At 44.3% G+C, this 25,096-nt stretch carries 18 protein-coding genes; 12 read left to right on the top strand and 6 right to left on the bottom strand.

From position 1 onward, the window contains the following. Positions 1-106: 106 nt before the first annotated feature. Positions 107-253, bottom strand: coding sequence for a hypothetical protein (locus tag FD12_RS13905; RefSeq protein WP_156404075.1), 147 nt, complete (start codon positions 251-253; stop codon positions 107-109). 748 nt (positions 254-1,001) lie between these two features. Here FD12_RS13905 and aroF point away from each other — a divergent pair. Both aroF and aroB read left to right on the top strand, forming a co-directional pair. Next, complete coding sequence (gene aroF, locus FD12_RS07375) at positions 1,002-2,018, top strand: 3-deoxy-7-phosphoheptulonate synthase (protein WP_056982392.1); 1,017 nt, start codon at positions 1,002-1,004, stop codon at positions 2,016-2,018. Beyond that, positions 2,015-3,094, top strand: a complete 1,080-nt coding sequence (gene aroB, locus FD12_RS07370; RefSeq protein ID WP_056982390.1) for a 3-dehydroquinate synthase — start codon at positions 2,015-2,017, stop codon at positions 3,092-3,094. The genes aroF and aroB overlap by 4 nt, the downstream gene beginning before the upstream one ends. Before the next feature lie 79 nt (positions 3,095-3,173). Here the strand turns inward: aroB and FD12_RS07365 are convergent, their stop codons facing one another. The 3 genes from FD12_RS07365 to FD12_RS14415 all read right to left on the bottom strand — a co-directional run bounded on the left by FD12_RS07365 (position 3,174) and on the right by FD12_RS14415 (position 4,908). After that, positions 3,174-3,587, bottom strand: a complete 414-nt coding sequence (locus FD12_RS07365; RefSeq protein WP_054748528.1) for a protein-export chaperone SecB — start codon at positions 3,585-3,587, stop codon at positions 3,174-3,176. Next, a complete protein-coding gene (locus FD12_RS07360) occupies positions 3,587-4,147 on the bottom strand; it encodes a transcriptional regulator (protein WP_056982388.1) in 561 nt (186 codons plus the stop codon). The genes FD12_RS07365 and FD12_RS07360 overlap by 1 nt, the downstream gene beginning before the upstream one ends. 656 nt (positions 4,148-4,803) lie before the next feature. After that, on the bottom strand, positions 4,804-4,908 hold the full coding sequence (locus tag FD12_RS14415; protein WP_054748523.1) for a putative holin-like toxin: 105 nt from the start codon (positions 4,906-4,908) through the stop codon (positions 4,804-4,806). A 346-nt stretch (positions 4,909-5,254) separates the two neighbouring features. On the opposite strand from FD12_RS14415, the gene FD12_RS07345 reads away from it, so the two are divergent. Together FD12_RS07345 and FD12_RS07335 are read left to right on the top strand one after the other, a co-directional pair. Then, complete coding sequence (locus FD12_RS07345; RefSeq protein ID WP_056982386.1) at positions 5,255-5,767, top strand: macro domain-containing protein; 513 nt, start codon at positions 5,255-5,257, stop codon at positions 5,765-5,767. Positions 5,768-6,325: 558 nt separating this feature from the next. Continuing rightward, complete coding sequence (locus tag FD12_RS07335; RefSeq protein ID WP_054748514.1) at positions 6,326-6,652, top strand: hypothetical protein; 327 nt, start codon at positions 6,326-6,328, stop codon at positions 6,650-6,652. A gap of 195 nt (positions 6,653-6,847) precedes the next feature. Here the strand turns inward: FD12_RS07335 and FD12_RS07330 are convergent, their stop codons facing one another. Both FD12_RS07330 and FD12_RS07325 read right to left on the bottom strand, forming a co-directional pair. Beyond that, the gene (locus FD12_RS07330; RefSeq protein WP_054748513.1) at positions 6,848-7,228 is read right to left on the bottom strand and encodes a type II toxin-antitoxin system YafQ family toxin; all 381 of its coding nucleotides are present in this window, start codon (positions 7,226-7,228) and stop codon (positions 6,848-6,850) included. Further along, positions 7,209-7,505: a type II toxin-antitoxin system RelB/DinJ family antitoxin gene (locus FD12_RS07325; RefSeq protein WP_054748511.1), complete on the bottom strand. Its 297-nt coding sequence runs from the start codon at positions 7,503-7,505 to the stop codon at positions 7,209-7,211. Before FD12_RS07325 ends, FD12_RS07330 begins: the two co-directional genes overlap by 20 nt. Positions 7,506-7,948: 443 nt before the next feature. Here FD12_RS07325 and FD12_RS07320 point away from each other — a divergent pair, with 443 nt between their 5' ends. The 8 genes from FD12_RS07320 to FD12_RS07285 all read left to right on the top strand — a co-directional run bounded on the left by FD12_RS07320 (position 7,949) and on the right by FD12_RS07285 (position 25,090). Continuing rightward, positions 7,949-8,953 carry a MucBP domain-containing protein gene (locus tag FD12_RS07320; protein ID WP_146986048.1) on the top strand — a complete coding sequence of 335 codons (1,005 nt, stop codon included), beginning with the start codon at positions 7,949-7,951 and terminating at the stop codon, positions 8,951-8,953. Positions 8,954-8,982: 29 nt separating this feature from the next. Continuing rightward, positions 8,983-9,171, top strand: a complete 189-nt coding sequence (locus tag FD12_RS07315; RefSeq protein ID WP_054748507.1) for a hypothetical protein — start codon at positions 8,983-8,985, stop codon at positions 9,169-9,171. Between the two features lie 30 nt (positions 9,172-9,201). Beyond that, positions 9,202-10,062, top strand: a complete 861-nt coding sequence (locus FD12_RS07310; RefSeq protein WP_054748505.1) for an SseB family protein — start codon at positions 9,202-9,204, stop codon at positions 10,060-10,062. A 49-nt stretch (positions 10,063-10,111) separates the two neighbouring features. Next, positions 10,112-10,300: a hypothetical protein gene (locus FD12_RS07305; RefSeq protein ID WP_054748503.1), complete on the top strand. Its 189-nt coding sequence runs from the start codon at positions 10,112-10,114 to the stop codon at positions 10,298-10,300. A 145-nt stretch (positions 10,301-10,445) separates the two neighbouring features. Beyond that, positions 10,446-17,855: an MBG domain-containing protein gene (locus tag FD12_RS07300; protein WP_056982383.1), complete on the top strand. Its 7,410-nt coding sequence runs from the start codon at positions 10,446-10,448 to the stop codon at positions 17,853-17,855. Positions 17,856-18,115: 260 nt separating this feature from the next. Further along, the gene (locus tag FD12_RS07295) at positions 18,116-22,756 is read left to right on the top strand and encodes an MBG domain-containing protein (protein ID WP_056982380.1); all 4,641 of its coding nucleotides are present in this window, start codon (positions 18,116-18,118) and stop codon (positions 22,754-22,756) included. Positions 22,757-23,042: 286 nt separating this feature from the next. Then, the gene (locus FD12_RS07290; protein WP_056982379.1) at positions 23,043-24,434 is read left to right on the top strand and encodes a hypothetical protein; all 1,392 of its coding nucleotides are present in this window, start codon (positions 23,043-23,045) and stop codon (positions 24,432-24,434) included. A gap of 56 nt (positions 24,435-24,490) precedes the next feature. Next, the gene (locus tag FD12_RS07285; protein WP_054748268.1) at positions 24,491-25,090 is read left to right on the top strand and encodes a hypothetical protein; all 600 of its coding nucleotides are present in this window, start codon (positions 24,491-24,493) and stop codon (positions 25,088-25,090) included. Positions 25,091-25,096: the final 6 nt, after the last annotated feature.

Raw genomic sequence — 25,096 nt, 5'->3', positions numbered from 1 at the left:
AAGGACGGATTATTCCGCGGTGCCACCTTAATTTGAGATTAACAGAAAAGACAGTCATTTGGAATTAAAATCGGTCAAATAACGAATCCATTCAATTAACTCACGCTTAGCGAAGTGCCAACACACTCCCGGCAAATGACGTCTGCCTGAACGTTTCTTCGTACTCGCATACTTTCGGAAGAACCCTCTGCGGTCCATTTAATTGCTTGTATCCGGTCGCACTCTCAGCAACGGCGGCTCTCTTTACGGGCATGACAATCTTGATCTCCACATCAACGGTTTTTGTAGGACGGATATTTAATTGTTATCAGGTTACGGCGATTATGAGAATTTGTCAAGAAAAATGAGAGTGAGCGTAACAAAGCGGTTAGGAATCGGAACATAAGTCTCCGCAAGCGGAAATCCTGGTTCTGGATTTTTGCTTGTGGTGCTTATGTGCAGATTCCTGCTTTGAGGAGCTGTCCTAAGAGAAGTGAGCGGATCCAGGCGGTTAGCAACCGGAGCGTAAGTCGCCACCAGCAGAAATTCCCGGTTTTGGAATTTTTGCTTGTGGTGCTTACGTGCAGGTTGCTGCCTGGAGGAGCTGCCCTAACCCACACAAATTTCCCCCGTATAACCAGTGCTTTATCCTCACGATTTAAACTTTTTGAAATTTAATCCTTGACACAATCCTAAATTCATAATATGATAACTGCAATTAAAATTTAACTTTATTAGGAGATTCTAATTATGATGAAATTAAACGCAAATCTTAATCGATTTAGTTACTATTGGCCATTGTAGTGTTCACACCGTACAGGTTGTGGGCACATCCTACAACTTGTGCGACCAATAGTATTTCAGCATGATTACTCCGGTCACACAGTAAATTTTCAAAATACTGCGGGACCAATTTTTTTACCCTAAACCAGAAACTCCCGTGGTGTTCTAGATAGATAGACGCTGCGGGAGTTTTATTTTAACCAAAATGTCAATAAGCCAAAGGAAATGGAGATTATATTATGATAGTTATAGTTAAAGCAGGACACGAAGAAATTATTGATGAAATTAAGAACCGGTTCGATGGTACCAATGAAGTATTTGTCCATCATAATCGCGTTGCAATTCAAGGCATCACCGAAAAGGACTTAAACGCCGAAGAAAAGAATGCGATCGATTTAATTATTGATAATGTTCCAGCAGCCGTGCAGGGCAGCCGATTATTCCATCCAGAAGATACGGTGGTGACAACCGCTCATAGTAAAATCGGTGGCGATCACTTCACCATGATGGCAGGTCCATGCTCCGTCGAATCTGCAGAGCACGTCATGAAGATGGCGAAGGTTGCGAAGAGTGGTGGCGCAACGATTCTTCGAGGTGGCGCCTTCAAGCCCCGGACATCACCATACTCCTTCCAGGGACTCGGCGAAGACGGCTTGAAGTTCTTACGAGCCGCCGCTGATGCCTACGATATGGACGTCTTAACTGAAGTGATGGACCAAGACCACGTGGACATGATTGCTAAATACACCGATATTTTCCAAATTGGTGCCCGTAATATGCAAAACTTCTCTTTGTTGAAAGCGGTTGGCCGGACAAACATTCCAGTTATGTTAAAACGTGGGATGTCAGCAACCATTGACGACATCTTGAACGCAGCTGAATACATCGCTGCCGGTGGTAACCACCAGATTATCATCACGGAACGGGGCATTCGAACATTTGATAACAAATACACGCGAAACACATTGGACCTCGGTGCCGTTCCGGTTCTGCAAAAATTGACTCATTACCCAGTGATTGTTGACCCCAGTCATGCCGCTGGTCATACCGAATTTGTGACCCCTGAAGCATTGGCCGGAGTTGCCGTTGGGGCAAGTGGTTTGGTCGTTGAAATTCACGATGACCCAGCCCACGCATTCTCCGATGGTGCCCAAGCATTGAAGCCAAACCAATACCGTGAAATGGCTGCTAAAGCCTTCGCAATCCGCAAGACCCTTGTTGCCCCCGTCGAAGAAAAAAGTGAGGTTAGTTTATGAAGATAATTAAAGTTGAATTACCAGATCATTCATACAACGTGGAAATTGAAAATGGTGTCCTGAACTGTACCGGTCAATTGGTTTCCAGTATTTGGTCAAAACGAAAAATTGCTCTGGTTAGTGACAGCAACGTTGCGCCACTCTACCAAGATAGGGTGGCTGACGCGTTGGAGAGCGTTGGTTTCACCGTTCATAACTACCAATTCCCAGCTGGCGAGGCCTCTAAATCACTCGAGGTTCTTGGCAATTTAACTCGTGAAATGGCCGCTGATGGCTTCAATCGCGATGATGGTGTGATCGCCTTGGGTGGCGGCGTTACCGGCGACCTGGCAGGGTTCTTGGCTGCAACTTACATGCGGGGCATCAGCTTGATTCAGATCCCAACTTCATTGCTGGCGCAGGTTGACAGTTCAGTTGGCGGCAAGACTGCCGTGGATTTAGATAACACTAAGAACATCATTGGGGCTTTTTACCAACCTGATTTGGTGATCATCGATTCAGAAACGTTGCAGACGTTAAAAACCCGCGACCTGGTTGAAGGTTACGGGGAAATCGTCAAGGTAGCTGCTTTATCAGACGGCGATCTTTGGAAATTGGTTCAGTCAATCAATTCACCGGCAGACATTCTCGCCAATGCCAAAGAGCTCAGTATTCATTCCGTTCAATACAAAGCCAACGTGGTTATGGGTGATGAAAAAGAGGGCGGCTTGCGGCAATTGCTCAACTTTGGCCACACGATTGGTCATGCCGTTGAAGCTTTGGCTGATGGCGATCTGCGTCATGGCGAAGCAGTCAGCATCGGGATGGTTGCGATCACCCGAATTTTTGAAGAAAAGGGCTTATCCCATGAAGGCTTGACCCAAACATTGATTGATCGCCTAGAAGCAGTTGGTCTGCCGGTCACTTCACCACTCTTAGAATCCCCAGCAGTTTTCGACAAAATTAAGAACGATAAGAAGAATCGTGATGGTCATCTGAACTTGATTTACGTTCATCAAATTGGTGGGCCGGCAATCAAGTCGATCCCTAGCGATGATATTCAGGATTTTTTAGATATTAAGACCGTTAAGGTGTAATTGTTTCATGTGGAACATTTATACAAAGTAAAGGGGGCACTTCATTGTTGGAGTGCTCCTTTTAGCATGGTAAGTGTTTCTAATTTGAATCATCTTGAGTTAATAATTTAGCAACGTTAATAGTTGGCATATTATATCCAGGGAATTCGTTAGACGTCGTTGTTAATGTCGCGATGATCGCACGCGCGTAGGGGTAAAGAATTGCCACTGCATTGCGACGCACGAAAGTGTCGATGCCAATATTAGTATTATCCTCAACTGGATTGTAGGTAAAATTGCCAATGATCGAACACCTGACCTGAAATGGCATGGAACCTTTTTCCAAAGAACCGATCATAACGGTTAGTGTAATATTGATGTCATTATCAGTTATGTCGATTTTTGTAGTGATCTTCGGATCTAATTCGATTTGCTTCTTGGCCGGTTGATAGTGGGCATTTCTTTTGTATGCCATCTCCTGAACTTTATAACCATTGAATCGTAGAATACTCATTAAGCAGCACCTCCTAACTCGCCTGATTTACCAAAGGATTGGGGATCAGCGTCCAGAGATTTAGTGGTATACAAATCGTTAGTTGGAGAATATGTGGGTGAATTATCAAATGCACTTGCCAGTGGCTTCTCAAAATCATTTCGCCAATTATCGGGTAGTTGGTGATGACTATTGTAGTCATTTCGAGCAGCTTCAAAAAGTATTTCTTGATATTTTGCCTGAACCCGTTGATTATTTTCAATTTGAGTTAATGATGATGAACCGATTCCCAAGATATATGCAAATTCTCTTACAGACAATCCTAAATTGTGACGCAATTCTCTGATTTCTCCGGAAGTCATATAATTCTTACGTTTTCGGTAAGCAGTAAAGCTGTTCCTAACGTTTTCCATCGGATCGGCAAAATCTCCCCATAACTCTCCGTCAGCATCTTGCCAGTAATGATTTATAACTAACAAGTCGTTAATATCCCGGACCTTCACAATCTCAGGCTTCCACACTTCGGTGTATATTTCGGTAGTATCCAATTCCGGATTATAAAGTGCTTTTTTAAGATTCATTTTGTTACCTCGCTTTATCTTAAGACGAATGATTTTCAAGTTAGCGGTACGGAAAACGGAGTGAGTAGTCAGCTTTATGAAACGAAATCCACATTACGATGCCATTAGGCCGATCTTGAAACTTTAAATAACAAGGATAATCGTTAATTGTAAGTCCAAATACCCAAATATTTCCCGGTATGGCATGATCATCTAATTGAGGTCCAGAAACATAGTCCCGCCACTCTAAGTGATTATAAATCAAGTCGAAGGCAATGTTTTGAGTGATTCCTAATTCTGTTAATGTTAATAGATTTTTACGACGAGTACTAAGTTTCCAATAATTGCGCCTTTTTTGAATATCTATAATTATTTTTTTAATGTCATTGATATTGATCAATGGCTTCCACATCCAAACTGCATTATCTCTTGTTATTATAACATGTTTGTATCTCCTGAGATACAAACATGATTTGGAAATTTTTCTATAAATCAAACATGTTATATCAGAGGTACGGTGCATCTAAGCGATCTTTCTATCCAAATTCCTCTAACCGTGATATAATATAAACACAAAAAGGAAGTTCCGCGTGAACGGAACTTCCCGTGTAGAGCCGTATAAGACGGTGACATTAAACGACTATTAAATACCCGCTAGCTTGCCCGAGCTAAGGTGGCTATTTTTTTTGCTGATTTTTAATCAGCTCAACAACTAATCCAATTAGGTTAATGATCAAAAGACCAATCCCAATTGCCAGTTGTAAAGCGTCCGAAACGGACACCTAGGCTATCTCGTTCCTAATAAACCGCGATAATACAGGGCTTCGATCTAATTTTTTATTAGTGAGCGGACAATAGTCATGTTATACGTAAAAAAGAAGTCTCGCTGTCACATTCCCGTGGAAGGCGCTTCAAGATGGCTATGATTGCTATGATTGCAAATCGACATTGTTGCTTTGAACTGACCAAATGAGCAGATATCGACAATAGGTGGGTGCCATTCATTTCCGATCAAGGAACCCAGTAACCATCTCCTTAACTGTAAGAAGGATATGCTATACTTAGTTTACTTGAAATATAGGTGCTGTTTAGACTTAACACAGATTTTCAACATTTGGAGTTGATTTAATGATTATATATACTAAAAATAACTTATTTAAAAGTCCTGCTAAGGTACTAGTTAATACAGTTAATACGGTAGGCGTGATGGGTAAGGGGATCGCATTAGAATTTAAACGATTATATCCCGACATGTTCCATCAGTATCAGCGTTATTGTGAAAATGGTCAGTTGAGTATTGGGAAACTTTGGTTATATAAATCGCCCACCAAATGGATCCTTAATTTTCCAACTAAGCAAGACTGGCGGAATAAATCTAAAATTGAATATCTTGAAGCAGGCCTTAAAAAATTTGTTGAAAACTATCAACGACTTGGGATTACCTCAATATCATTTCCAGAACTTGGCGCTGGAAATGGTGGGTTAGATTGGAATAAGGAAGTTCGTCCGTTGATGGAGCGGTATCTGTCAAAACTGCCGATTCGAATTTATATTCACCTTTATAGTAAGAAAAATCCAAAGGCAGAGTTTATGAGCATCAAAGAAACTCAAACTTGGTTAAATAGTCAACCAGATCTATAACGACTGGTATAATAGCTTAGTACCTCTCGTACCTGAGAATAAAGATGCGTATCTTAATTATCGAATAGTGATAACCGACTCGAGCAACCGAAAATGGTACTGGCCAGATCCGAACGGTTCGGGTGCGCTTCCCCAAAGTCTGACATTGTCACTTCAAGATGTTAACGATGATAATTATACGGTTGAAGTTTACTTGGATAATCAGCTTGCTTACTTTGGTAAACACGATGAATTATCTGATTTACCATTTTAGAGGTAATACAATAAACCAAATAGCTCCCCAGACCCGCCCGGCGAAAGCTCGGCGGGTCCTTTTTTCAATCGGCGTTTGCGTAAGTATGAAAAAAGTTCATTAAGTCAGCAACTGAACCATCATGATATTGGCGAATTTGGTTTTCACGATGTAGCATACTAATCAACTTCTTTAACGGTAACGCTCAATAGAAATCATTTGGTTAGTTTCAGATGACGAGGGGTACCCATAGGCGTACATATGTGGGTACGTTATAATTTGTATGAATTAGACTTGTGACCTTATCCTAACGAGGAGATGTTTTTATGGTAATTTATACACCAAGTTCATTCAGGAAAAACTTATTTCAAGTTCTTAGATCCGTTTTAGACACTAATAATGAAGTTGAAATTGCAGTCCAAGAGAAAGATCAGCCTGTTCGCAAAAGTGTGGTGTTAATTGACAAGGAACGACTGGATCAATTAAAAAAAGAAGCAGAAGTAGATAAGCAAAATTTTTATGATACGCCTGATGCTAAAGAAGCTTTACGGGAAGCTATTAGCGGCGAGGTAAAGACCATTGGCGATGGCAGTCTCCATGATTTTGAAAAATGGATTAATCAATTAGAAGATGAAGCTAAGCAGAACCGCTAAATTTGATCGACAGCTTGAGAATGATTTATTTGAAATCTAATGTTCATAATTATAGATAATACAAAGCCGCCGAACGAGAGCTCGACGGCTTTGTATTATCCTCACACATACGGATAGCACGTGACACTGTTGTGGTTAGTATTAAGAATTGATGGTGCTAATTGCTGATTAATTAGGAAATTTTAACAACTATTTTTAACCAAATAACTCGCTATGGGTTCCAATAGCAATCAAAACAACCATATCTGGACTATCTGCATAAATTAATAAATGGTCGCCAGTATGTCCATCAAAGTGGAGTTCCAGAATTTTTATATCTAATTTGGATCTACCGATCTGGCGTTTGATTTCACCAATGGTTCTTGAGTATCCCAATAAAGAATGGACATAAAAATATTCAGGAATAGGAGCGTTGTTAGCCAAACAGTAAACAATGAAGTCAAAGGGTGGTCTTTGTTTCTTATCAATTTCTTTTGGAAGTGACACTTGAAATACTCGCTGCCAGCTGGAATTATGGAGAATCTTTTTGATCTGTTTTTTAAAGTTTTTTCGATACTTAATTTGTTTTGTCATCATCTGATAGCAACATTTCTAATAATTTTTTGGGGTCGTCGGTTCCCGGAAGATCTGTTTTTCCTTGGATTGTCTCAATTGCTTCTTTAATTCCAGCCATTGTTTCTTGGTTTGGAATCATGAAGTGTTCCGGCAAACCTTCGTTAGCGACTGAAGTCAAGGTTGCCCTTACAAATTCAGAAATGGTCAATCCTTGCTTCTTAAGCTGGGACTCGGCCTTTTCTTTAATATCAGGATCAATTCGGACGTTGATGCGTGGTTTAGTTTTAGCAGATGCCATTAATATCACCTCATTTTCTAAATTGTATGACATTTGGTGCACACGGTCAAACATGATGAACGATTATAAATAATGATTTTCTACTTACAAAAATTCACCAACAAATAAATACAATTATGCAAATTAACTTCTTAATAATATCTTAATAACACTTTGAGCCTTGCCACAGCACGGTTCTCAAATCACTCATCACAAAAATGGATGCTAATAATCAAAAATTAGCATCCATTTTTATATTTTTTATTTTCCCAAAAAAGTGCGGACAAAACGCGTCTGATACATATAGATATATATAATCGTTTATTTAGAATTAAGTGTGTAAATAAATAACCGTTAATTTATATTGAGGGGATACCTATTCGGGGTTAGCACGATGGACGGGTAAGTTCCGGGCGGTTTTTCATCTATTTATAGCAACTATTTTATTTGGATGGGAGGAATTAATGATGTCAGAAGCTGAGGGAGCGGCCCGACAAGTTCAAAACTACGCTGAAGTCCACTTTGAGAACCTTGACGGCAATCAATTGATGGAACCGCAAAAAATCTTTCGAGCCATTAGTGAAGAATACCGAATCGCATTACCGATATTAAATGGCTACGTACTTGTCAACAAGCCACAACGCCTTTCACGGCTGATGGGAACTGAACCGGCAATCATCAAGCTGGTCTATGGCAGGATTGGCTCACTTCACGTTTATCACGGCCTAACCGACATGACCGGGGAATTGGTTCCGTTAAAAAATGGTGATCAACCAGACGAGGTTGCCCCAGTTCAATTACCGGCCGTCGATGAGCAGCATCACTATTACGTGTTGGACGACGAGGGGCTTGGCGAGCGGATTGACGATGTGAACCATTACCAACCCAACAGCCCAACCGCCAAAACGAGTCTGGTTAGCTTAACTGATGAAGAAAAACAGAAGGTTGACCGGATGGAGCACGAGTTAAGTGAAGGTAATAATGAAAGCATTCTCAACATTGAAGACCTCAAGAGTGAGTTAGAGAAGCCAATGACAGAATCTGTGAGTGCTGACGATCAAGAAGCTCAAGCCGATGATCAACCGGCGCAACCAGCCGCTGATGATTCACAAGCGAGCCAACCAAAGCAACCGGAATCGCAACAAGCAACTCGTGAAGCCAAACGGCCAGCCCATTTGCGACCACAGTATCCAAATGATAATTGGCCAGCAGATCAGGAACCAACCCAACCGCAAGTCGACGAGCCACAAAGCCAGCAATCAAGCCAGCAGCCAAGCGAATCACAAGCAGCTACAACCACTCACCAGGCCCATCAAGCGACACCGATCACTTTGTTGGCCCAGGCGTTTGGCCTTATCTGCCACAGCTTGGAAGAAGCCAGCAACCAACAAGAAATTGCTGATCTGACTCAATCCGCCGATCAGTTGTTAGCTGCGATTCGCACCTTAACCAAGCTGAATAATGATTAATCGTTTCAATAGAAAAGTGGGGGACTGATATGAATACAGAAACTGATAACATTGACACTTTGACGCGCATGACGCCCGTTAAAGTATTAAGCCAAAACATGAGCACGATTGCCCAAGCAATTGACGATGCCGCTACCGATGGCAATAAGCAACAGGTGCTCCAGTTGGTCGACAGCGCCGAAGCATTGCTGAAAGCTATCTCAAAGTTGAACCAATAGCGGCTCGGCTTCAAGAGAAGAGGGATGAATATGATGGAAACTGATTCAGTGAAGAAAACCGAACCGGAGAACACGCCAGCTAAAGTCGAGTCTCAATCTGAAGGGATTATGTCGTTCAAGACTTCCGGCTTCAACCAACGGCTGCAATCGTTCATGGATCAACCGATGGATCCGGCCCTTGAACATCGTTTCGCGGCTTCACTCCTGGAAATGAAATTCTACGCCCCGGTTCAAACAGGTCGCCGGCCCGCTTCATCCAGACAGCCCAAGCCGGCGTTCACCTTGTCCGTGGCCGTGACCACTTACTTGGCGGATGGCCAGAAGTATATTCCAGTGTTCACTGACCTAGCGAAAATGCAAAAATTCCTTGCCGGCACGCCCAATCTGGACCCATTCCGATCCTTTGAGTTCACTAGCAAGGAATTAATGGCTGAAGCTAAACAGTTCAGCCTCCAGGGAATCTTGATTAACCCGGGCACCCAGAGCTTCCCATTAACTCAGGAGTACTGGGATTACATTCACAAGGTTGCACCGGTCGTTGTCACGCACAATCAAGATGACGACTTCAAGTTCAAGCTGATCAACCCAACGCCAACCAAGCTTCAAGATGCATTGAGCCGGGCATTGACGCATATCCATAAAATCGAAACGGCTTGGCTAATCAAATTGAAGCCAAAAAACGACAGCACGTATCAATTCGCTGTCTTAGTGGACTACCGGGGCAAACCGGAAACGTTTGAAGCAAAGGTGTCCCGGAAGTTAGCCATCGCCGCGCACCGCTACCTCCCATATGGTTCTGACATTATTGTCGGCCAGTTGGAAGGAACCTTGGGCGACGAAGTGAAGCATAACGTTGATGCGTTTTATAAGCGGAGTGGTTGGTTGTCGTAGCGACTTCTAACTGCTTTACTCCGCTCACTTTATTACCGGGGGTGACTCGATGGAAAGATATGGGCATGAAGTACCCAGTCGGCGACAAATCAAAAAGCAACATAACTTAGTCGTCAAATCGGTATCAAGCGCCAAAGAACAATCGGCCGTTCACCTTAACAAATTGGAAACGACCGTTGAAATAGAGGGAATCGTTGACGTGGGAACTTATCCACGAATTAAGAAAATTGCAGAATAGAAATAAAGGACAGCTACTCCAAGCAGAGATCTGCATGTAAGCACCTCGAACAAAAATTCCCAAAACCGGAATTTCCGTTCGAGGAGACTTACACTCCGATCTCTAACCGCTTGGATCCGCTCACTTACTTTTGGGGGTATCACACATGAATCGATACAATTATAATTCAAGACTATACAAAGATAGCTTGGAGAAACAGGAACACTACAAGCTATACAAGAAGGGCAAATTATGGTTAGTTGCCGGCATCTCAGTCTTCACTTCTGGGTTGTCATATACCATGTTGTCATCACATCCAGTGCACGCTGACACCACCGCTACTTATAACGGGGATGATGCTCAAGCTACCGGTGAATCTAGTACTGCAACGGCGACCGCAACCAAGCCGGTAACCGCTACTTCAACCAGTGAAAGCAACAATAGCAGCCAAAGCAGCGCAGTCACTGCAACATCTGACGCAAACAGCTCCAGCACAACAACTGGCGACCAATCATCGTTAACCAATTCAGCAACCACTGGTTCAACCAACAGTACCAGCAGTTCAACAACTGGCACCACCGATCAAACCAATGCCGCAACGACCGATGCCACTAACAATTCAACCAAGGCAACTTCTCAAAAGAAGACCACCAAGGTGAATAAAAAGGTCAATAATCAGCTCAAAGTTAAAAAAGTTACTTATAAGAAGTTAACTAAATACAACAAAAAGTCAGCCCAATCAATCGTTAACCGGGCTAACAAGATTATGAAGGCCACCCAAACCCAAATCAATAAGGGTAACAAGTTGGCCAATGCCAAAGAAAATGACAACATTCCTCAAGACGAAGCCTTAACTGCAATTGGTACCCATCAAAAGGCCCAACAAGCGCAAGTCTTGAAGACAATTAAGGCTGCCCAAAAGATCGCTGTTAAGAACCAGAAGCAAGCAACGACCAAGTTGAATTCAGCCTTAACAGTGGTTGCTAACATGCACACTGAATTGAACCAGGCAACTGCCTTGGTCTCAGCTGATAAAAAGGGTGTTAAAGCCCACGTGGTTGCCAATGCCAAAGCAGCCTACAACGATGTCAGCGTCCCAAATGGAACTTCCGCCAAAGTCGATGATTACGGGGATTTGATCATTACGACCGGCAACACCAAGAGCTACAACAAAGTTCTAGCCAACTTACATAAACAGGGGTTGACGAAGAGTTTCAGGCAGGTGGTTGATCCGGCGGAGGCGGCAAATCTGACATTTACAGCTTCAAAATGGGATGACGGATCTCAACAGATTATTGTAAATTCCGATGGCTCAGCCACATACGTTTACGACAGACAAAGTCTTTATGATCAATCGATACCTTTCAATTTTAGTTACTCTGGAAACAAGGGCGACACTTTTCACGTTACAATTCCTGCTTCATTAACGAATAAGCAAGGATATGAAAATACTGCTATTGCAACAGGAAGTCCTAAACAAGTGACAAATAAAGACGGTTCAGTTACATATACTTGGACTGTTCAAAATGATGGAGAGACTTCAAACCAAACTATTAATTTAACTGGCATGGGGAATGCTAATTATGGTGTTCTAAGTGATATGGGATCAGGCACTCCAGCAACTGGTGGTTTAGCTGGTCCAATTGGATCAGTAGCTGATCAGAGTTTGCTGCCGATATCATATGGAGGTACTAATCTTACCGATAAAACAACTAGTATTACAATTCAGAATACTAATAAGATTAATAAGTTGACGTTGGGAACAGTTGGTACCATCAATACACTTCCAAGAATTAAAAATATAGATTATATTTATTCTTTATCCGGTGGTATGACTAAATGGGGCAATTCCTTAAACGGTAGTGTTAATGATGTTGATATTGAAGTTAACGTGCCAGCCACATTTTCGCTTGATGCGGAAAAAACACAGCAGTATATGTGGCAGCATACACCTATTAATTCAGCAACGGTTGAAATATCACAACCAGGTGGGGTTGGCACGCCAGTTGTCTTTAAGACTAAAGAAGGAAGAAACTATAACGTTTTCAACTCATCGCTATATTTTATTGGTTCATACGGTGATTCAACACAAACGGGTCAGCAAACATTTAGCATAGGGAAAGCTGTTTATTCTAAAAATTTCGGTAATACAACAGCCCCCGTTGCTCTTGACAATGGCTCAGAAAAAGGATTAACACCTAAAACATCTGCACTTAATGGTTCTATAACATTTGATGGTACAAGTAATAAACTAATTGAGAATGTTGCTGCTTCTACAGGAAAAGCTGCTAGTACGTATCTTTATAATGCTAATAGTCAAAATGAATTAGTGGTGGGGAATCAAGCTTCAAATGTTCTAAATAATTTTGGAATCACCTCAACTGGGCAAGCACAATTAAATGCAACAATAATAATGGCTCTTCCAGATAGTGTAGAATCAACCGGATTATATATACCGTTGCTAACAAAAGCATATGGAACTTGGGCTTCCGGCAACAGTTATAATGTCAAAATTAATTTTACTAATGGTACTTCACAAGAATTTAAAGATATTAAGGAAGGAAGCACTCTTTCTACGATTGCACAAACAGGTAGTGTCAATACTACTACAATGTTTACTGTTCCTACTGGTGCCTCGGTAAAAAGTTATGAAATCACTCCAAATTTTGTATTGAATCCCGGAGAAACTATGTGGGGGAAAATTGGTTGGGGTGGTGAAGTGCTCAACCAAGATGGTACTGAAAATGATGTGCAAACAACTTCTTTTGCTACGCTAGGGTACGTTAAGAATGGTGTCGCAGACAAAACAAATGTACCATTTGTTTTGACAGTTGACGATAATGATACTGGTCAAGCTATTGCTACGAAAACGACAACTGCAACAGCGCTTATAAATGCTCCAATATCATTAGATGCTACTCAAAGTTTTAACAAGGTCTTAAATCCTGGTGACACGTTCACTGTTTCCATTGGCGATGGATCAAAACCAGTTTACAAGAATCCTAACATGAATGCGAATGGATTTTACGTTAATAATCAACCGAACAGTGGATTTAACAATAACCTGGTTAATCATCCATCAGCTAAAGATGAGAATGATATGCCCGGATACTACGGTGTTGCATTAACAAAAAAGGACCCAGTCTTTTACATTACCGTGCCTAAGCAAACACAACTTGTCAAACAGGCCAATGGTCAAGTATTCTCTCAAATTGGTGCTGGGTGGAGTGGTGTTACTATTTCTCCAAAGGTAACTCAATATACAAATGCCGATAATCAAGTAGTCTATAAGGTTGATTACACCGGTACTGGATTAGAATTCGATCCAGGTAGTATGGCACTGAATGTCCAGTTTAAAGTAAATGCAGATGCAGTATCTGCACTGCAGCCTTTCCAAAATACAGAAGCAACTACTAACACATACAATGGCAAAACTTACGATGTTGCATCTGCGACTAAGGGTGGTAAGGACGGAGAATCAACCAGTGTTGTAATGCTTGCCGGTGACGATAATGATAGCAATGTAAGTCAATACACTGGTTTATTTAAACAAAGTAATGCTCAAAATCTCCATACAATTTTAACTGATTCAGAGGGAAATACCACAACTGTATCTGGACTAAGTTCGTTTGATGGTAGGAGTGTCTACAGTCTTGGAATTACCCTTGGTCGGAACTTTGGTGATTTAATGATGATTAATGCTCCTGAAGGCATGATTTTAAGTGGGGCCATCCAAGATAACCAAAGTTTTGGAACTAGTTATAGTACTAGCGGCGTCAATAACCCAATGAAAAATGATAAGCAATCTATCCGTCTTCGATTAGCAAACAACACGGCTAGTACTAGCACTAACGTTGGCGGCATCATTAACTTACCAACCGAAGTTACTGCTAATAAGGGAGATACCCCAGGTAAGTTTGCACTTCAAATGACTGGTGCTGCTACTGAGGGTAAGAGTACTGCTGGTGATTCCACGACAACCTTGTATTCAAATAGTGCATTGGAACTAACCGATGGCGGAAAGAGTGTCACCTTAACTAGTAATGGGCACAAATACTACTTCAACGCCAAGGATGGAACCAGCACCACTACGGCGGATGATTTAATGACTGCTGATAAGGTTGGCACAAAGTGGAGTAGTATTGTTGGAATCGTCACTTCAATTCCCAAGCTAGCTTCTCAAGATATGGCGGATGTCATCTTGCCAGTTAAAGATCCTGATAGTATTAATGACCGTGGTAAGCAAGTCACTATCCCAACTTACTTCCGAGTTGATGGTTTGAATAATGTGACCGGCTCCATTACCGATTCATTTACAACTACTGCTCATATTAAGAACGTTGATCAGGATGGTAAAGTCATTAACGGTTTCCCTGGTTCAGATGGTGGCTATAGTGATGATGGAACTGCCACCCCACCAGTAGGAGTTGCTGGTTCTAAGATTTTGAATAACATTCCAACTGTTCCTGGGTATGTCTTCACAACGACAGATGGAGATACCACTATCAAGCTAGACGGTTCAGCAACCTTGGTTAATCACTTCCAAGTAGACAAGGCTAACTTGGTAACCCAAGGTCCCGGAACGGTTGCTGCTAAAGTGATCGATACGGCATTAGGTAATGATGATACTAAGAACCCTAATACAGGTGCCAAGACGGCAACGGGTACCAATGACATCACGTTTAAGACAACGGATGCTGACTTAGCCAAGACTGGTACTTATAAGGTTACTGGTCCAGACGGCAAGTCTTATGATACTTTGGCTGATGCATTAGTAGCCAATCCAGCATTTGACTTGAACTCTGATGCCAAGGGTGCCACCCAGACATTCACGGTAACCTATACCCAGACCCCAGTTGATAAGGATGCTGTTGTTCTGCAACCTAAGAGTAAGGTCTACGATGGCGATGCCACAACTGATCCAACGGTCTTCGATGTTAAGTTAGGTGACGACTTAGTTGCCCCAACGGCTGGCTGGACTGCTGATGATTTTGATACCACCGGGATTACCAGTCAAAACGTTGGTAGTTACGATGTTAAGTTGAGTGCCAAGGGATTAAGTGATTTGCAAGCTGCTAACACAACTAAGACGATCACGATGGACGATGTTACTAATACGCAGTTCACAATCACCAAAGCCCCAATTACGATTACGGGTCCAACTCTCAACAAGGTTTATGATGGCAAGCCATACACAGCAGCGGACAAGGATGTTGCTAAGGTCGATGGCAAGCCAGCCAAGGGAGTTGATCCTAAGTACACCGTTGCAGATATCAGTAAGGATGTTGATCCAGGAACGTATGACATTGCCGTAACGGCAACTGATACTGATAATCCAAACTACACGGTAACGGTTGTTCCCGGTAAGTTGACGATTACAACTGCACCGGTTGGTAAGGATGCCGTTGTTCTGCAACCTAAGAGCAAAGTTTATGATGGCGATGCCACAACCGATCCAACAACCTTTGATGTCAAGTTAGGTGATAACTTAGTTGCCCCAACGGCTGGCTGGACTGCTGATGATTTTGATACCACCGGCATTAATAGCCAGAATGTTGGCAAGTACGACGTTAAGTTGAGTGCTAAAGGATTGGCTGATCTCCAAGCAGCCAACAAGAAGAGCACCATCACGATGGATGATGTTACGAATACCCAATTTGAGATTACCAAGGCACCAGTTACAATTACAGGCCCAACCTTGACCAAAGTCTATGATGGCAAGCCGTACGCTGACACAACCAAGGTTGTCGCTACCGTCGCTGGTAAGCCTGCTAAGGGTGCTGATGTTGTGTATACCCTTGGAGACATTAGTAAGGACATTGAAGTTGGTGATTATGATATTGCCGTAACGGCTAATGCCACTGACAATCCTAACTATAACGTTACGGTTGTTCCTGGTAAGTTGACGATCACAACCACACCAGTTGATAAGGGTGCTGTGGTTCTCCAACCTAAGAGCAAAGTCTACGATGGTGATGCTTCGACTGACCCAACAGTCTTCGATGTTAAGTTGGGTGATAACTTAGTTGCCCCAACTGCTGGTTGGACAGCAGATGACTTTGATACGACTGGTATTAACAGTCAGAACGTGGGCAAGTACGACGTTAAGTTGAGTGCCAAAGGATTGGCTGACTTACAGGCAGCAAATTCAACCAAGGCAATCACGATGGATGATGTTACGAATACCCAGTTTGAGATTACCAAGGCACCAATTACGATTACTGGGCCAACGCTGAACAAAGAGTACGATGGTAAGCCATACAGTGATCAAAGCAAGATCGTGGCTACCGTCGATGGCAAGCCAGTTAAGGGTGATGATCTTAAATATACCCTTGGTGATATTAGTAAAGATATCGAACCTGGTAGTTATGACATTAGTGTGACGGCCAGTGCCACAGATAATCCTAATTATGATATTAAGGTTGTTCCTGGTAAGTTGACAATTACTGATGCTCAAACTTACAAGTTGATCGTGAAGTATGTTGACGAAAAGGGCAATGACGTTGCCCCATCAACCACAACAGCGGACTTAAAAGCTGGCGATAAGTATACGTCTAAAGCACTCGTAGTTCAGAAGTACTACTTGATCAAGACACCAAGTGATGCTAATGGCACAATGACGAACAGTGATAAGACCATTACCTACACGTACAGATTAATTGGTAAATATATTTCTATCCTACCAACTGGTGGCGACAAGGACATTTCGGTTTATCCAAATGATCCTGATGATCCAGCGAAGATCACGACACCAACGACTGGGATTATCCCTTATATTGATGGTTACAAGGCAGTGGATGCTGATGGAAACGACTTAGTTCAGGCTGATAAGTCTGATGCAACTAAGGGTTACTTGCCACCAACAGCGCCTTATGCAACTCCTGATAAGGACACGTATATTCACTATGTAAAGGCTAGTCAACCAACCCAGCCAACGCAGCCGACTCAACCAACGCAGCCGACTCAGCCAACACAACCAACGCAGCCGACGCAACCGACTCAGCCAACACAGCCGACTCAGCCAACGCAGCCGACTCAGCCAACTAATCAGCCGACGCAACCAACGCAGCCGACGCAACCAACGCAACCGACGCAGCCAACGCAACCGACTAATCAACCGACTCAACCAACGCAACCGACTCAGCCGACCCAGCCAACGCAACCGACTCAGCCGACCCAGCCAACGCAGCCGACTCAACCAACACAACCAGCTACTCCAACTCCAACGCAGCCAACGACTGTAAATAATCAGCCGTCGAAGCCTGGTAATGGTCGTAGCAATAGTAGTAATAATGGTAATGAGCCAGCTAAGCTTGGGAAAGCTCGAGTTAACACCAACGCTCAGCCAAAGCGGTTGTCGAACGAACCTGTTAAGGTTGCTGGTGTATATGGTCCAGCTAAACCTGCTTCACAACAATCGAATAATTTGAATAAACAAGCTTCAAGTCAACAATTAGCCCAGAAGCGATTGCCACAAACTGGTGACGATCAAAATGAAGGGGCCGTAATCTTGGGTGTCGTGGGAATGTTAAGCACGATTGGCTTGGCCGCATTGCGGAGAAAGAGACGTAACTAGTTTCTTTTGAAGCAATGCAGCTAGTGAATCATTCCGTTCCCCCTCAATAACGGCAATGGTTCGCAATGCCGATGAATCGCTCCGTTTCCCCTGATGGGGCGATCCGTTAACCCGAATTACTGGATGGGTGGTGAATACCACCCATTCATACATAGATTAATTGATATAGATTTCTTCCTAATATATAGGAACACATAGAACACTAATCCAATATTACTGAGGGTAATTTTGAAAATCGATGAAATAGAGGGTGTCATGATATGAGACGGTATCAATATGATCAGATTACAGATACAGAGCCTAGTGTGACCAGATATAAGCTCTATAAGGCCAAGAAGCAATGGGTTGTTCAAGGGATGACAACCGTTGCGTTATTACTAGGGGTGCATGAAGCTCAGGTTCACGGGGTTCCTGGCCTAATGGCACCAGATATCACAACAGCGCATGCGGATACACTTAATGATCAGGCGCAACCAACTAATGATTCTGCTGTAACAGCAACTCAAAATGTCCAGCAGGATGATCAAAATAATGATCAAGAAAACAGCACACAAACTGCGATGGTTGCAACCAAAACTGTTGTGAATACACAGGATGAGTCTGAAACCGACCAGGCAACTGTTGACAATGCGGCGAACGAGACAACGACCGCAACCACTAGTGCAACTCAGGCGGTGAAGGCAAGTACAGGTTCGACCGCGCCGGCCACTTCGGTAAATACTGAAAGCACGAATAATGAGGTTGCCACAAGTCAAAGTCCATCAAAAAACAATGTCACTGCAGTCAAGGCAACCGTTCAAAAAATTGCGACGCCTAAAGTAAAAAGTGCAACGGACTTCAATAAGCAGGCCGCAAAAATTACGGCTCAGGCTCAAAAAGTCGCGGACAATGTTAATGCAGTGGTTAAGGCAGATGCTCAACAAGCCAACGCCAAGAGTGACGATACTGTGGTTCACGATTCTGGGTTGGATGCAATTCAAGCCCACGTCAACAGTGAATTAAAGCAAGTCAAGGCAACAACCTCAATGAAGTTGCCCAAGAAGTTAGCTCAGATGCAGACGACCTTGAATCAAGCTAACGAACTGCTTCAGAGCATGCGCACGGAATTGGACGTTGCCAATAAGATGCTCCTTGAAGACAAGAATGGCGTTAACACTCAACAAGTGTCAGATTCTGAGCAGGCGTTGAATAAGATTGTCTTACCAGCAGATACGACAGCCAAGATTGATGAGTACGGCGATCTGGTCGTTTCGACCAATAATCATGCCAGTTATCAATCTGTCCTGAATCAGATGGACTCTAAAGGGTTAACCAAGGCCTTTCGGAATGTGGTTGATCCCGTGCAACTATATTACGGTACAAAGGGCTACAATGATGCAGAGCTTTTAGCCGCAGCCAAGAGTGCCATTAAAACAAGATTGGGATCACTTGATATTACCCAAGATGGCAGCACGATCAAAACGGAACCGTTCTACGAAGCACCTACTATTACTTATTACAATAGTCTGCTACCCTATTGGGAAAAGTTGCAGACAGAATACACTTCGGGCAGCGCCGCCGATCTAATGCTCGCAGCAGCGGAATACTTCGGCGCTGTTCAGGCACTTGGAAACATTACGAGTGGCAATCTTCGGACTAATTCCGATCAGCAGCAATCGACCGACAACACATCGTTTGCTTTGATCATTAACGTGGATGAATATAACAATCCAATTTTTACAGAGAATGTGGGTCCACGGATTAAGGCAGGGGATTTATTGAATAATGCTGGACTTGTGGTTGATCCAACCAACCCCGAAACCGATAACGGTGCCAGCGTTAACAATTTAGTATCGCCTAGTGGAAATTCGGATACGACCTATTATGTTGGTAAGGTTGGCACAGAGATCGCTAACCCAACCATCAAGAGTTCTGTACCTAACTTTACATATGTAAGTACAGAGGGCCCCACCAAGTTAAGCAGTATTTTAGGTGGCAAGACAATGCAGCTTGTCATCAATCATTGGAAAAGCGCCGCAACGCCCGCAGTGACTGCACTGAAAGCTCAAGTTGGAGATGTTACCAAGGTGGGGGACGGCACGACCACCTTCAAGGACGTACCAACTGTCACTTTGAGTGGTGAAGCCGGGGTAAAGACCCCAACATTTACGGCAGACGATTTTGACTGGAGTCAAGTAAAGGCTACTCCTGGGAGTTATTCAATTACGTTGAACGCGAGCGGGATTGCCAAGATTACGGCTTTGAATGCTAATACAACCTTAGCGACCGCAGATATCACAGCGGGTCACGCCACCATTACTGCTAAGACACCGACCACAGTGGCCATTAAAGCTCAAGTTGGGGATGTCACCAAGGTAGAAGATGGTACCACTACTTTCAAAGACGAACCAACGGTCACTTTGAGTGGTGAAGCCGGTTTGAAGACACCAACATTTACAGCTGACGATTTTGATTGGAGCCAAGTGAAGGCTACTCCTGGGAGTTATTCAATTACATTGAATGCCACGGGGATTGCCAAGATTACTGCTTTGAATGCCAACACGACATTAGCGACTGCAGATGTTACAGCGGGTCACGCAACCATCACAGCCAAGACGCCAACTACAGTGGCAATTAAAGCCAAGGTTGGGGATGTCACCAAGTTAGAAGATGGTACGACTACTTTCAAGGATGTACCAACGGTCACTTTAAGCGGTGAGACTGGTTTGAAGAACCCAACATTTACGGTGGATGATTTTGATTGGAGCCAAGTTAAGGCTACTCCTGGTACTTATTCAATTACGTTGAATGCCAAAGGGATTGCCAAGATTACTGCACTGAATGCTAATACAACCTTGGCTACTACAGATATCACAGTGGGTCATGCAACCATCACTGCTAAGACACCAACCACGGTGGCCATTAAAGCTCAAGTTGGGAATGTTACCAAGCCTTATGATGGCACGACCAGTTTTAAAGCTGTGCCAACCGTCACTTTGAGTGGGAAATCCGTATTGGCAACCCCAACTTTCACGGCGGCTGATTTCGATTGGAGCCAGGTGAAGCCCGATGCTGGTCAATACACGGTGACTTTAAACGCTGCCGGCATTAAGAAGATTACTGATGCCAATGATGGCACGACTTTGGCAACGAACGATGTGACTAGCGGAACGGTGACCATCAACAAGGCAGCCATTACGATTACCCCCGACAATGCCAGCAAGGTTCAAGGGCAAGCGGATCCGAAGTTGACAGCAACGGTGACGAAGCCCGCTGCTGGCGCTGACGTTAAGTATACGGTTAGTCGGGCTGCCGGTGAGGAACCTGGTCAGTATGCAATTACGGTGACTGCCAGTGCGACCGACAATCCGAACTATACCATTACAGCTAATAAAGGGACATTTACTATTGTTGCGCCGAACAGCGTCTTGGCGACTGTTGGCAACGTGACTAAGACTTACGATGGCACCACTGATTTTAATGGGGCTGACAATTCGGTTCCTAAGGTGACGCTGACTGGTGGCACTGACGTCGTGACGCCAACGTTTGATCATTCAGACTTTGACTGGAGCCAGGTCAATGCCAATGCCGGCAGCTACAGCGTGACGCTGAACGCGGCTGGTTTGAAGAAGATTACCGATGCCAACAAGGGTGTGCAGGCAACTGCCCAGGCCGGTCATGCGATTATCAATAAGGCCGCCATCACAATTACTGCTAATGATGCCTCAAAGACGGCTGGTCAAGCCGACCCAACCTTCACGGCCACGGTCAGTGGCTTGCCAACGGCTGGGGTGAAGCCAGTTTATACGGTAAGCCGGGTGGCTGGTGAAACGCCGGGCACTTACGCCATTAACGTCACGGCGACTGATGCGGCCAATCCGAACTACACGATTACGGTGAAAGCTGGTCAATTCACGATTGTTGCCAACGATTTTTCATGGCAGGCAGTCTACGTGGATGAAGCTGGTAAGCAACTGGCCGATCCCGTTTCTGGCGAACATTTGAAAGCGGGTGACAGCTACACGACCATCGCTAAGTATATTGATGGGTATTATTTGACCGCAATGCCAACGAACGCCACCGGCAAGATCGGCGACGCCAACGTGACCATCAAATACGTTTATAACAAGGTCGGCAGCTACGCCATCGTTTCTCCAAGTGGTCAAGTAACCAGCGTGACCTACGTGGTGGATCATACCGACCCAACGAAGGTCAGTGCGCCAACCAATCAGGTTGTTCCATATATTAGCGGCTACTACGCTGTGGGTCCTAACGGCAATTTGGGCCTGGTGGACAGCACGAATCCGTCACGCGGGTACGTCTTGCCAACCATCACCAATCCTGGAGCCATCAGTTCAATTCACTATGTCGCTGTTAATGGCGGTGGTGGTAACGGTGGCAATGGTGGCGGTTCGGTCACCCCAAGTAATAACGCCAACAATAACAACAATGCCGGCTCAACGACCAACAACGGCGCAACCGTTTCTGGGAATAATGACCAGAATCAGACGACTAATCGCAACGATCAGAAGACGAAGCCGACAACAACGAAAAAGAAGACGGCTAAGAAATCTGCTAAAAAGGCCACTAAGAAGGCCAAGACGACCAAGAAGGCAACTCGGAATAACCAGTCGGGGGCTTCTAGGCAGGCTGCCAAGGTCAACGGCAATCAGACTCGCGGTACTCGTGATCGGGTTGCTCGCTATACCACGAACGGCACTGGTGTCACCAAGCTAAGTTCAACTGTTGGTGGCAACGGGCAGACTGGTCAGAATCACAAGTTGCCTGAGAACCAACAGGTCGAAAAAGCCGCAACTTTACCACAGACTGGTGACAGTAATTCACCAATCGCTGCCTTGATTGGTGTTGCGTTGGCTGGACTGCTGGGGCTGTTTGGAATTAAGAAACGGAAAGAAATTTAGTGATTTTGTTTGAATGATTTTGTGGAGTGGTGGGTCTTTGGTAAATGAGCACCACTGTTACATTGATAAAATATGCTTCAGACGGCTGATTCCTGCCGTGTAAGGCAAACAGCTATCATTCCAAAGTCAAGCACCACTGTTACATTGATAAAATGTGGTTCAGACGGCTGACCCCTGCCATGTAAGGCAAACATCAAATATCCCCAAAACCGGGAATACTTGATGTTTGCCTTACATTCTGGGGTCAAAACGCCTACTGAACCACTCTTAGAAAGAAGTTGACCCTATGTTTATAGATATGCTGCTAACCAACCCTGAGCGTCGGCAACTTCAATTAATCGAAGCGATTCGTTCGCAACGGCGGGTTGAATTTACCGAGTTGTCCAAGTTGTTAAAGTGGCCCTACGTCTCAACTCAACAAGTCTATCGTCGGCTGGTTACCAACTATCAAGCCATTACTGGCAAGAAAATTTCCAAGAAGGCGCTGGTCGATCAATGCGATTGGATCGATCGGGTCTTGACCCAGACGTTGGTTCGCAATTCAGTGGCATATCGGTGCCTGTTAGCAGCGATCCGCGAGCAGCCCAAGCCACTATTGCCGGTTGGGAACACCACGATCCTGACTCGGCTGACCCCCTTTGTGAAGTGGTTAGCCGACCATAACTTGACTTATAACATGCGCACCAACGAGCTTCAGGGCGATGAACGGCTCATCCGAATCTTCGGCTGGCAGCTTTGCGAGTTGGGCAATGAGGATCTGAAATTAACGGCGGATGAAGATGATTACTTGCAGGCCCTGGCCAAATCAGTACCGGCCAAAGTGAAACAATCTCATGCGGTCACCCGCTTTTTACAAGTGACCGCCATTCGACTGAGCAAGTACAAGTATTTGACGCAGGAATCCCAACCGTCACCCAAGTCGAAACGCAATGAACTGATGCGATTTACCAGCTTGCCGGCTAAGTCTCAGAACATTAAGTTTAATTTGGCTGAGGTCTATTGGCTGCAATACATGGTCACTTACAGTCCCTATTTTGTGGATACCCACACCACCAAGCTGGTGCGACCCAAGGAACGAGCGGTACTGCCGTACTTGATCCAATTGGTAGTTAAAACGGTCATCACGCGGCTGCAAGTCTATCGATCACCACTTTATTTTGAAGAACTTGATGAATATTTAATGGAATCGATTCAATTTGCGATTCTGCTAAAACAACCGGCGATTAAGCTTAATGAGCCCGATGAGGTCGAAGCCATTCCGGAGTTAAAGCACATCGTTGCCGTTTTGACCAAGGACATTCCGGAGTTGACCCAGTTCGCTGACGAGATGACGCAGGTGTTGAGCCGGTATTTGGCACCCTTTATCTCCCAAAAGCACGTTCAAGTCAGTTACCCGAATAAGTTGGACGATTACGTGATCGGCGTGCTGCAGCAACGCTTGATGACTCGTTTCATGAGCATTGACTGGCAACTGCGGCCGCTGCCGATTTCAACGGAAGTCACCACACCGTTATTTCAGATCGTGGTGAGTCCGGCCAACCCCGCCAAGAACCAGTATTACTGGCTGCCGTGGTTAAGCATCGAGAACAACGTCAGGTTACTGCTTGAAAAGATTGGCCGCTGGCTGCAAAGCGTCGTGTGGACCACAAGTTCAACGAAGGTACCAGTAGCAAAGTGAGGGGGAGTTTGGATGTTCAATTTTGAGGGAATTCGTGATGGTGGGGGTGACGGTCGATGATTGTCACCATTATCGCAATTGTGTTTGCAATTTTAACCCTGATTGGCATCGGTGCTTGGATTTGGGCCGGGACGCATGATGGGCCGACTGGCTTGATGGCGTTCTGGACGATTGTTGCCGTGGGCTGCTTGATTGTGAGCGTGGCCTACGATGTTCATGCCCAGAACAACAAGCCGGTTGCTCAGAGTAAGGTTACCCAAACTTCAGGTAAGCTGAAGGGGTCGACCTATTTTAATGCCCGGGCCAAACAAAAAAACACCCAGCAAAAGCAGGCATTGCGCGAAAAGGGGATTTTAAAAGAATTAAGGAACACGTATCGGGACGATATTGGGACAGTCACGTTTGATGCTGCCAAGAAAACCTACGTGGTCCAGGTGAAAAAGCATGATTATCAGCAAGCACTGAAGATCGTGCGCCGACACCCCAAGCAAAACAAAAAGGCCCTGAAAACGATCAGGGCAAGCTTCACCGATGCTTCCAAAGCAATTGACAAAGCGCTTAAGCAGAACGGGTATCGACTCGTTTTGAAGGACGGCAATCGCGTGGTATTGGAAGTTCATGATGGGGTGATTGTGAGGGATGGATTGGTAAAATGATGTGGG

Source organism: Lentilactobacillus rapi DSM 19907 = JCM 15042, from assembly GCF_001436255.1.
In the GTDB taxonomy this organism is placed as follows: Bacteria; Bacillota; Bacilli; order Lactobacillales; family Lactobacillaceae; genus Lentilactobacillus; species Lentilactobacillus rapi.
Note: the sequence above shows the minus strand (reverse complement) of the source record. Positions and strands in the feature narration are given on the sequence as shown.

Excerpts from the sequence above, each read along its gene's own strand:
- FD12_RS07330 (WP_054748513.1), bottom strand. The coding sequence starts at position 7,228 with ATGATGACAAAACAAATTAAGTATCGAAAAAACTTTAAAAAACAGATC.
- aroB (WP_056982390.1), top strand. The coding sequence starts at position 2,015 with ATGAAGATAATTAAAGTTGAATTACCAGATCATTCATACAACGTGGAA.
- FD12_RS07335 (WP_054748514.1), top strand. The coding sequence starts at position 6,326 with ATGGTAATTTATACACCAAGTTCATTCAGGAAAAACTTATTTCAAGTT.
- FD12_RS07315 (WP_054748507.1), top strand. The coding sequence starts at position 8,983 with ATGAATACAGAAACTGATAACATTGACACTTTGACGCGCATGACGCCC.
- FD12_RS07300 (WP_056982383.1), top strand. The coding sequence starts at position 10,446 with ATGAATCGATACAATTATAATTCAAGACTATACAAAGATAGCTTGGAG.
- aroF (WP_056982392.1), top strand. The coding sequence starts at position 1,002 with ATGATAGTTATAGTTAAAGCAGGACACGAAGAAATTATTGATGAAATT.
- FD12_RS07310 (WP_054748505.1), top strand. The coding sequence starts at position 9,202 with ATGATGGAAACTGATTCAGTGAAGAAAACCGAACCGGAGAACACGCCA.
- FD12_RS07290 (WP_056982379.1), top strand. The coding sequence starts at position 23,043 with ATGTTTATAGATATGCTGCTAACCAACCCTGAGCGTCGGCAACTTCAA.
- FD12_RS13905 (WP_156404075.1), bottom strand. The coding sequence starts at position 253 with ATGCCCGTAAAGAGAGCCGCCGTTGCTGAGAGTGCGACCGGATACAAG.
- FD12_RS07305 (WP_054748503.1), top strand. The coding sequence starts at position 10,112 with ATGGAAAGATATGGGCATGAAGTACCCAGTCGGCGACAAATCAAAAAG.
- FD12_RS07345 (WP_056982386.1), top strand. The coding sequence starts at position 5,255 with ATGATTATATATACTAAAAATAACTTATTTAAAAGTCCTGCTAAGGTA.
- FD12_RS07325 (WP_054748511.1), bottom strand. The coding sequence starts at position 7,505 with ATGGCATCTGCTAAAACTAAACCACGCATCAACGTCCGAATTGATCCT.
- FD12_RS07295 (WP_056982380.1), top strand. The coding sequence starts at position 18,116 with ATGAGACGGTATCAATATGATCAGATTACAGATACAGAGCCTAGTGTG.
- FD12_RS07320 (WP_146986048.1), top strand. The coding sequence starts at position 7,949 with ATGATGTCAGAAGCTGAGGGAGCGGCCCGACAAGTTCAAAACTACGCT.
- FD12_RS07285 (WP_054748268.1), top strand. The coding sequence starts at position 24,491 with ATGATTGTCACCATTATCGCAATTGTGTTTGCAATTTTAACCCTGATT.
- FD12_RS07360 (WP_056982388.1), bottom strand. The coding sequence starts at position 4,147 with ATGAATCTTAAAAAAGCACTTTATAATCCGGAATTGGATACTACCGAA.
- FD12_RS07365 (WP_054748528.1), bottom strand. The coding sequence starts at position 3,587 with ATGAGTATTCTACGATTCAATGGTTATAAAGTTCAGGAGATGGCATAC.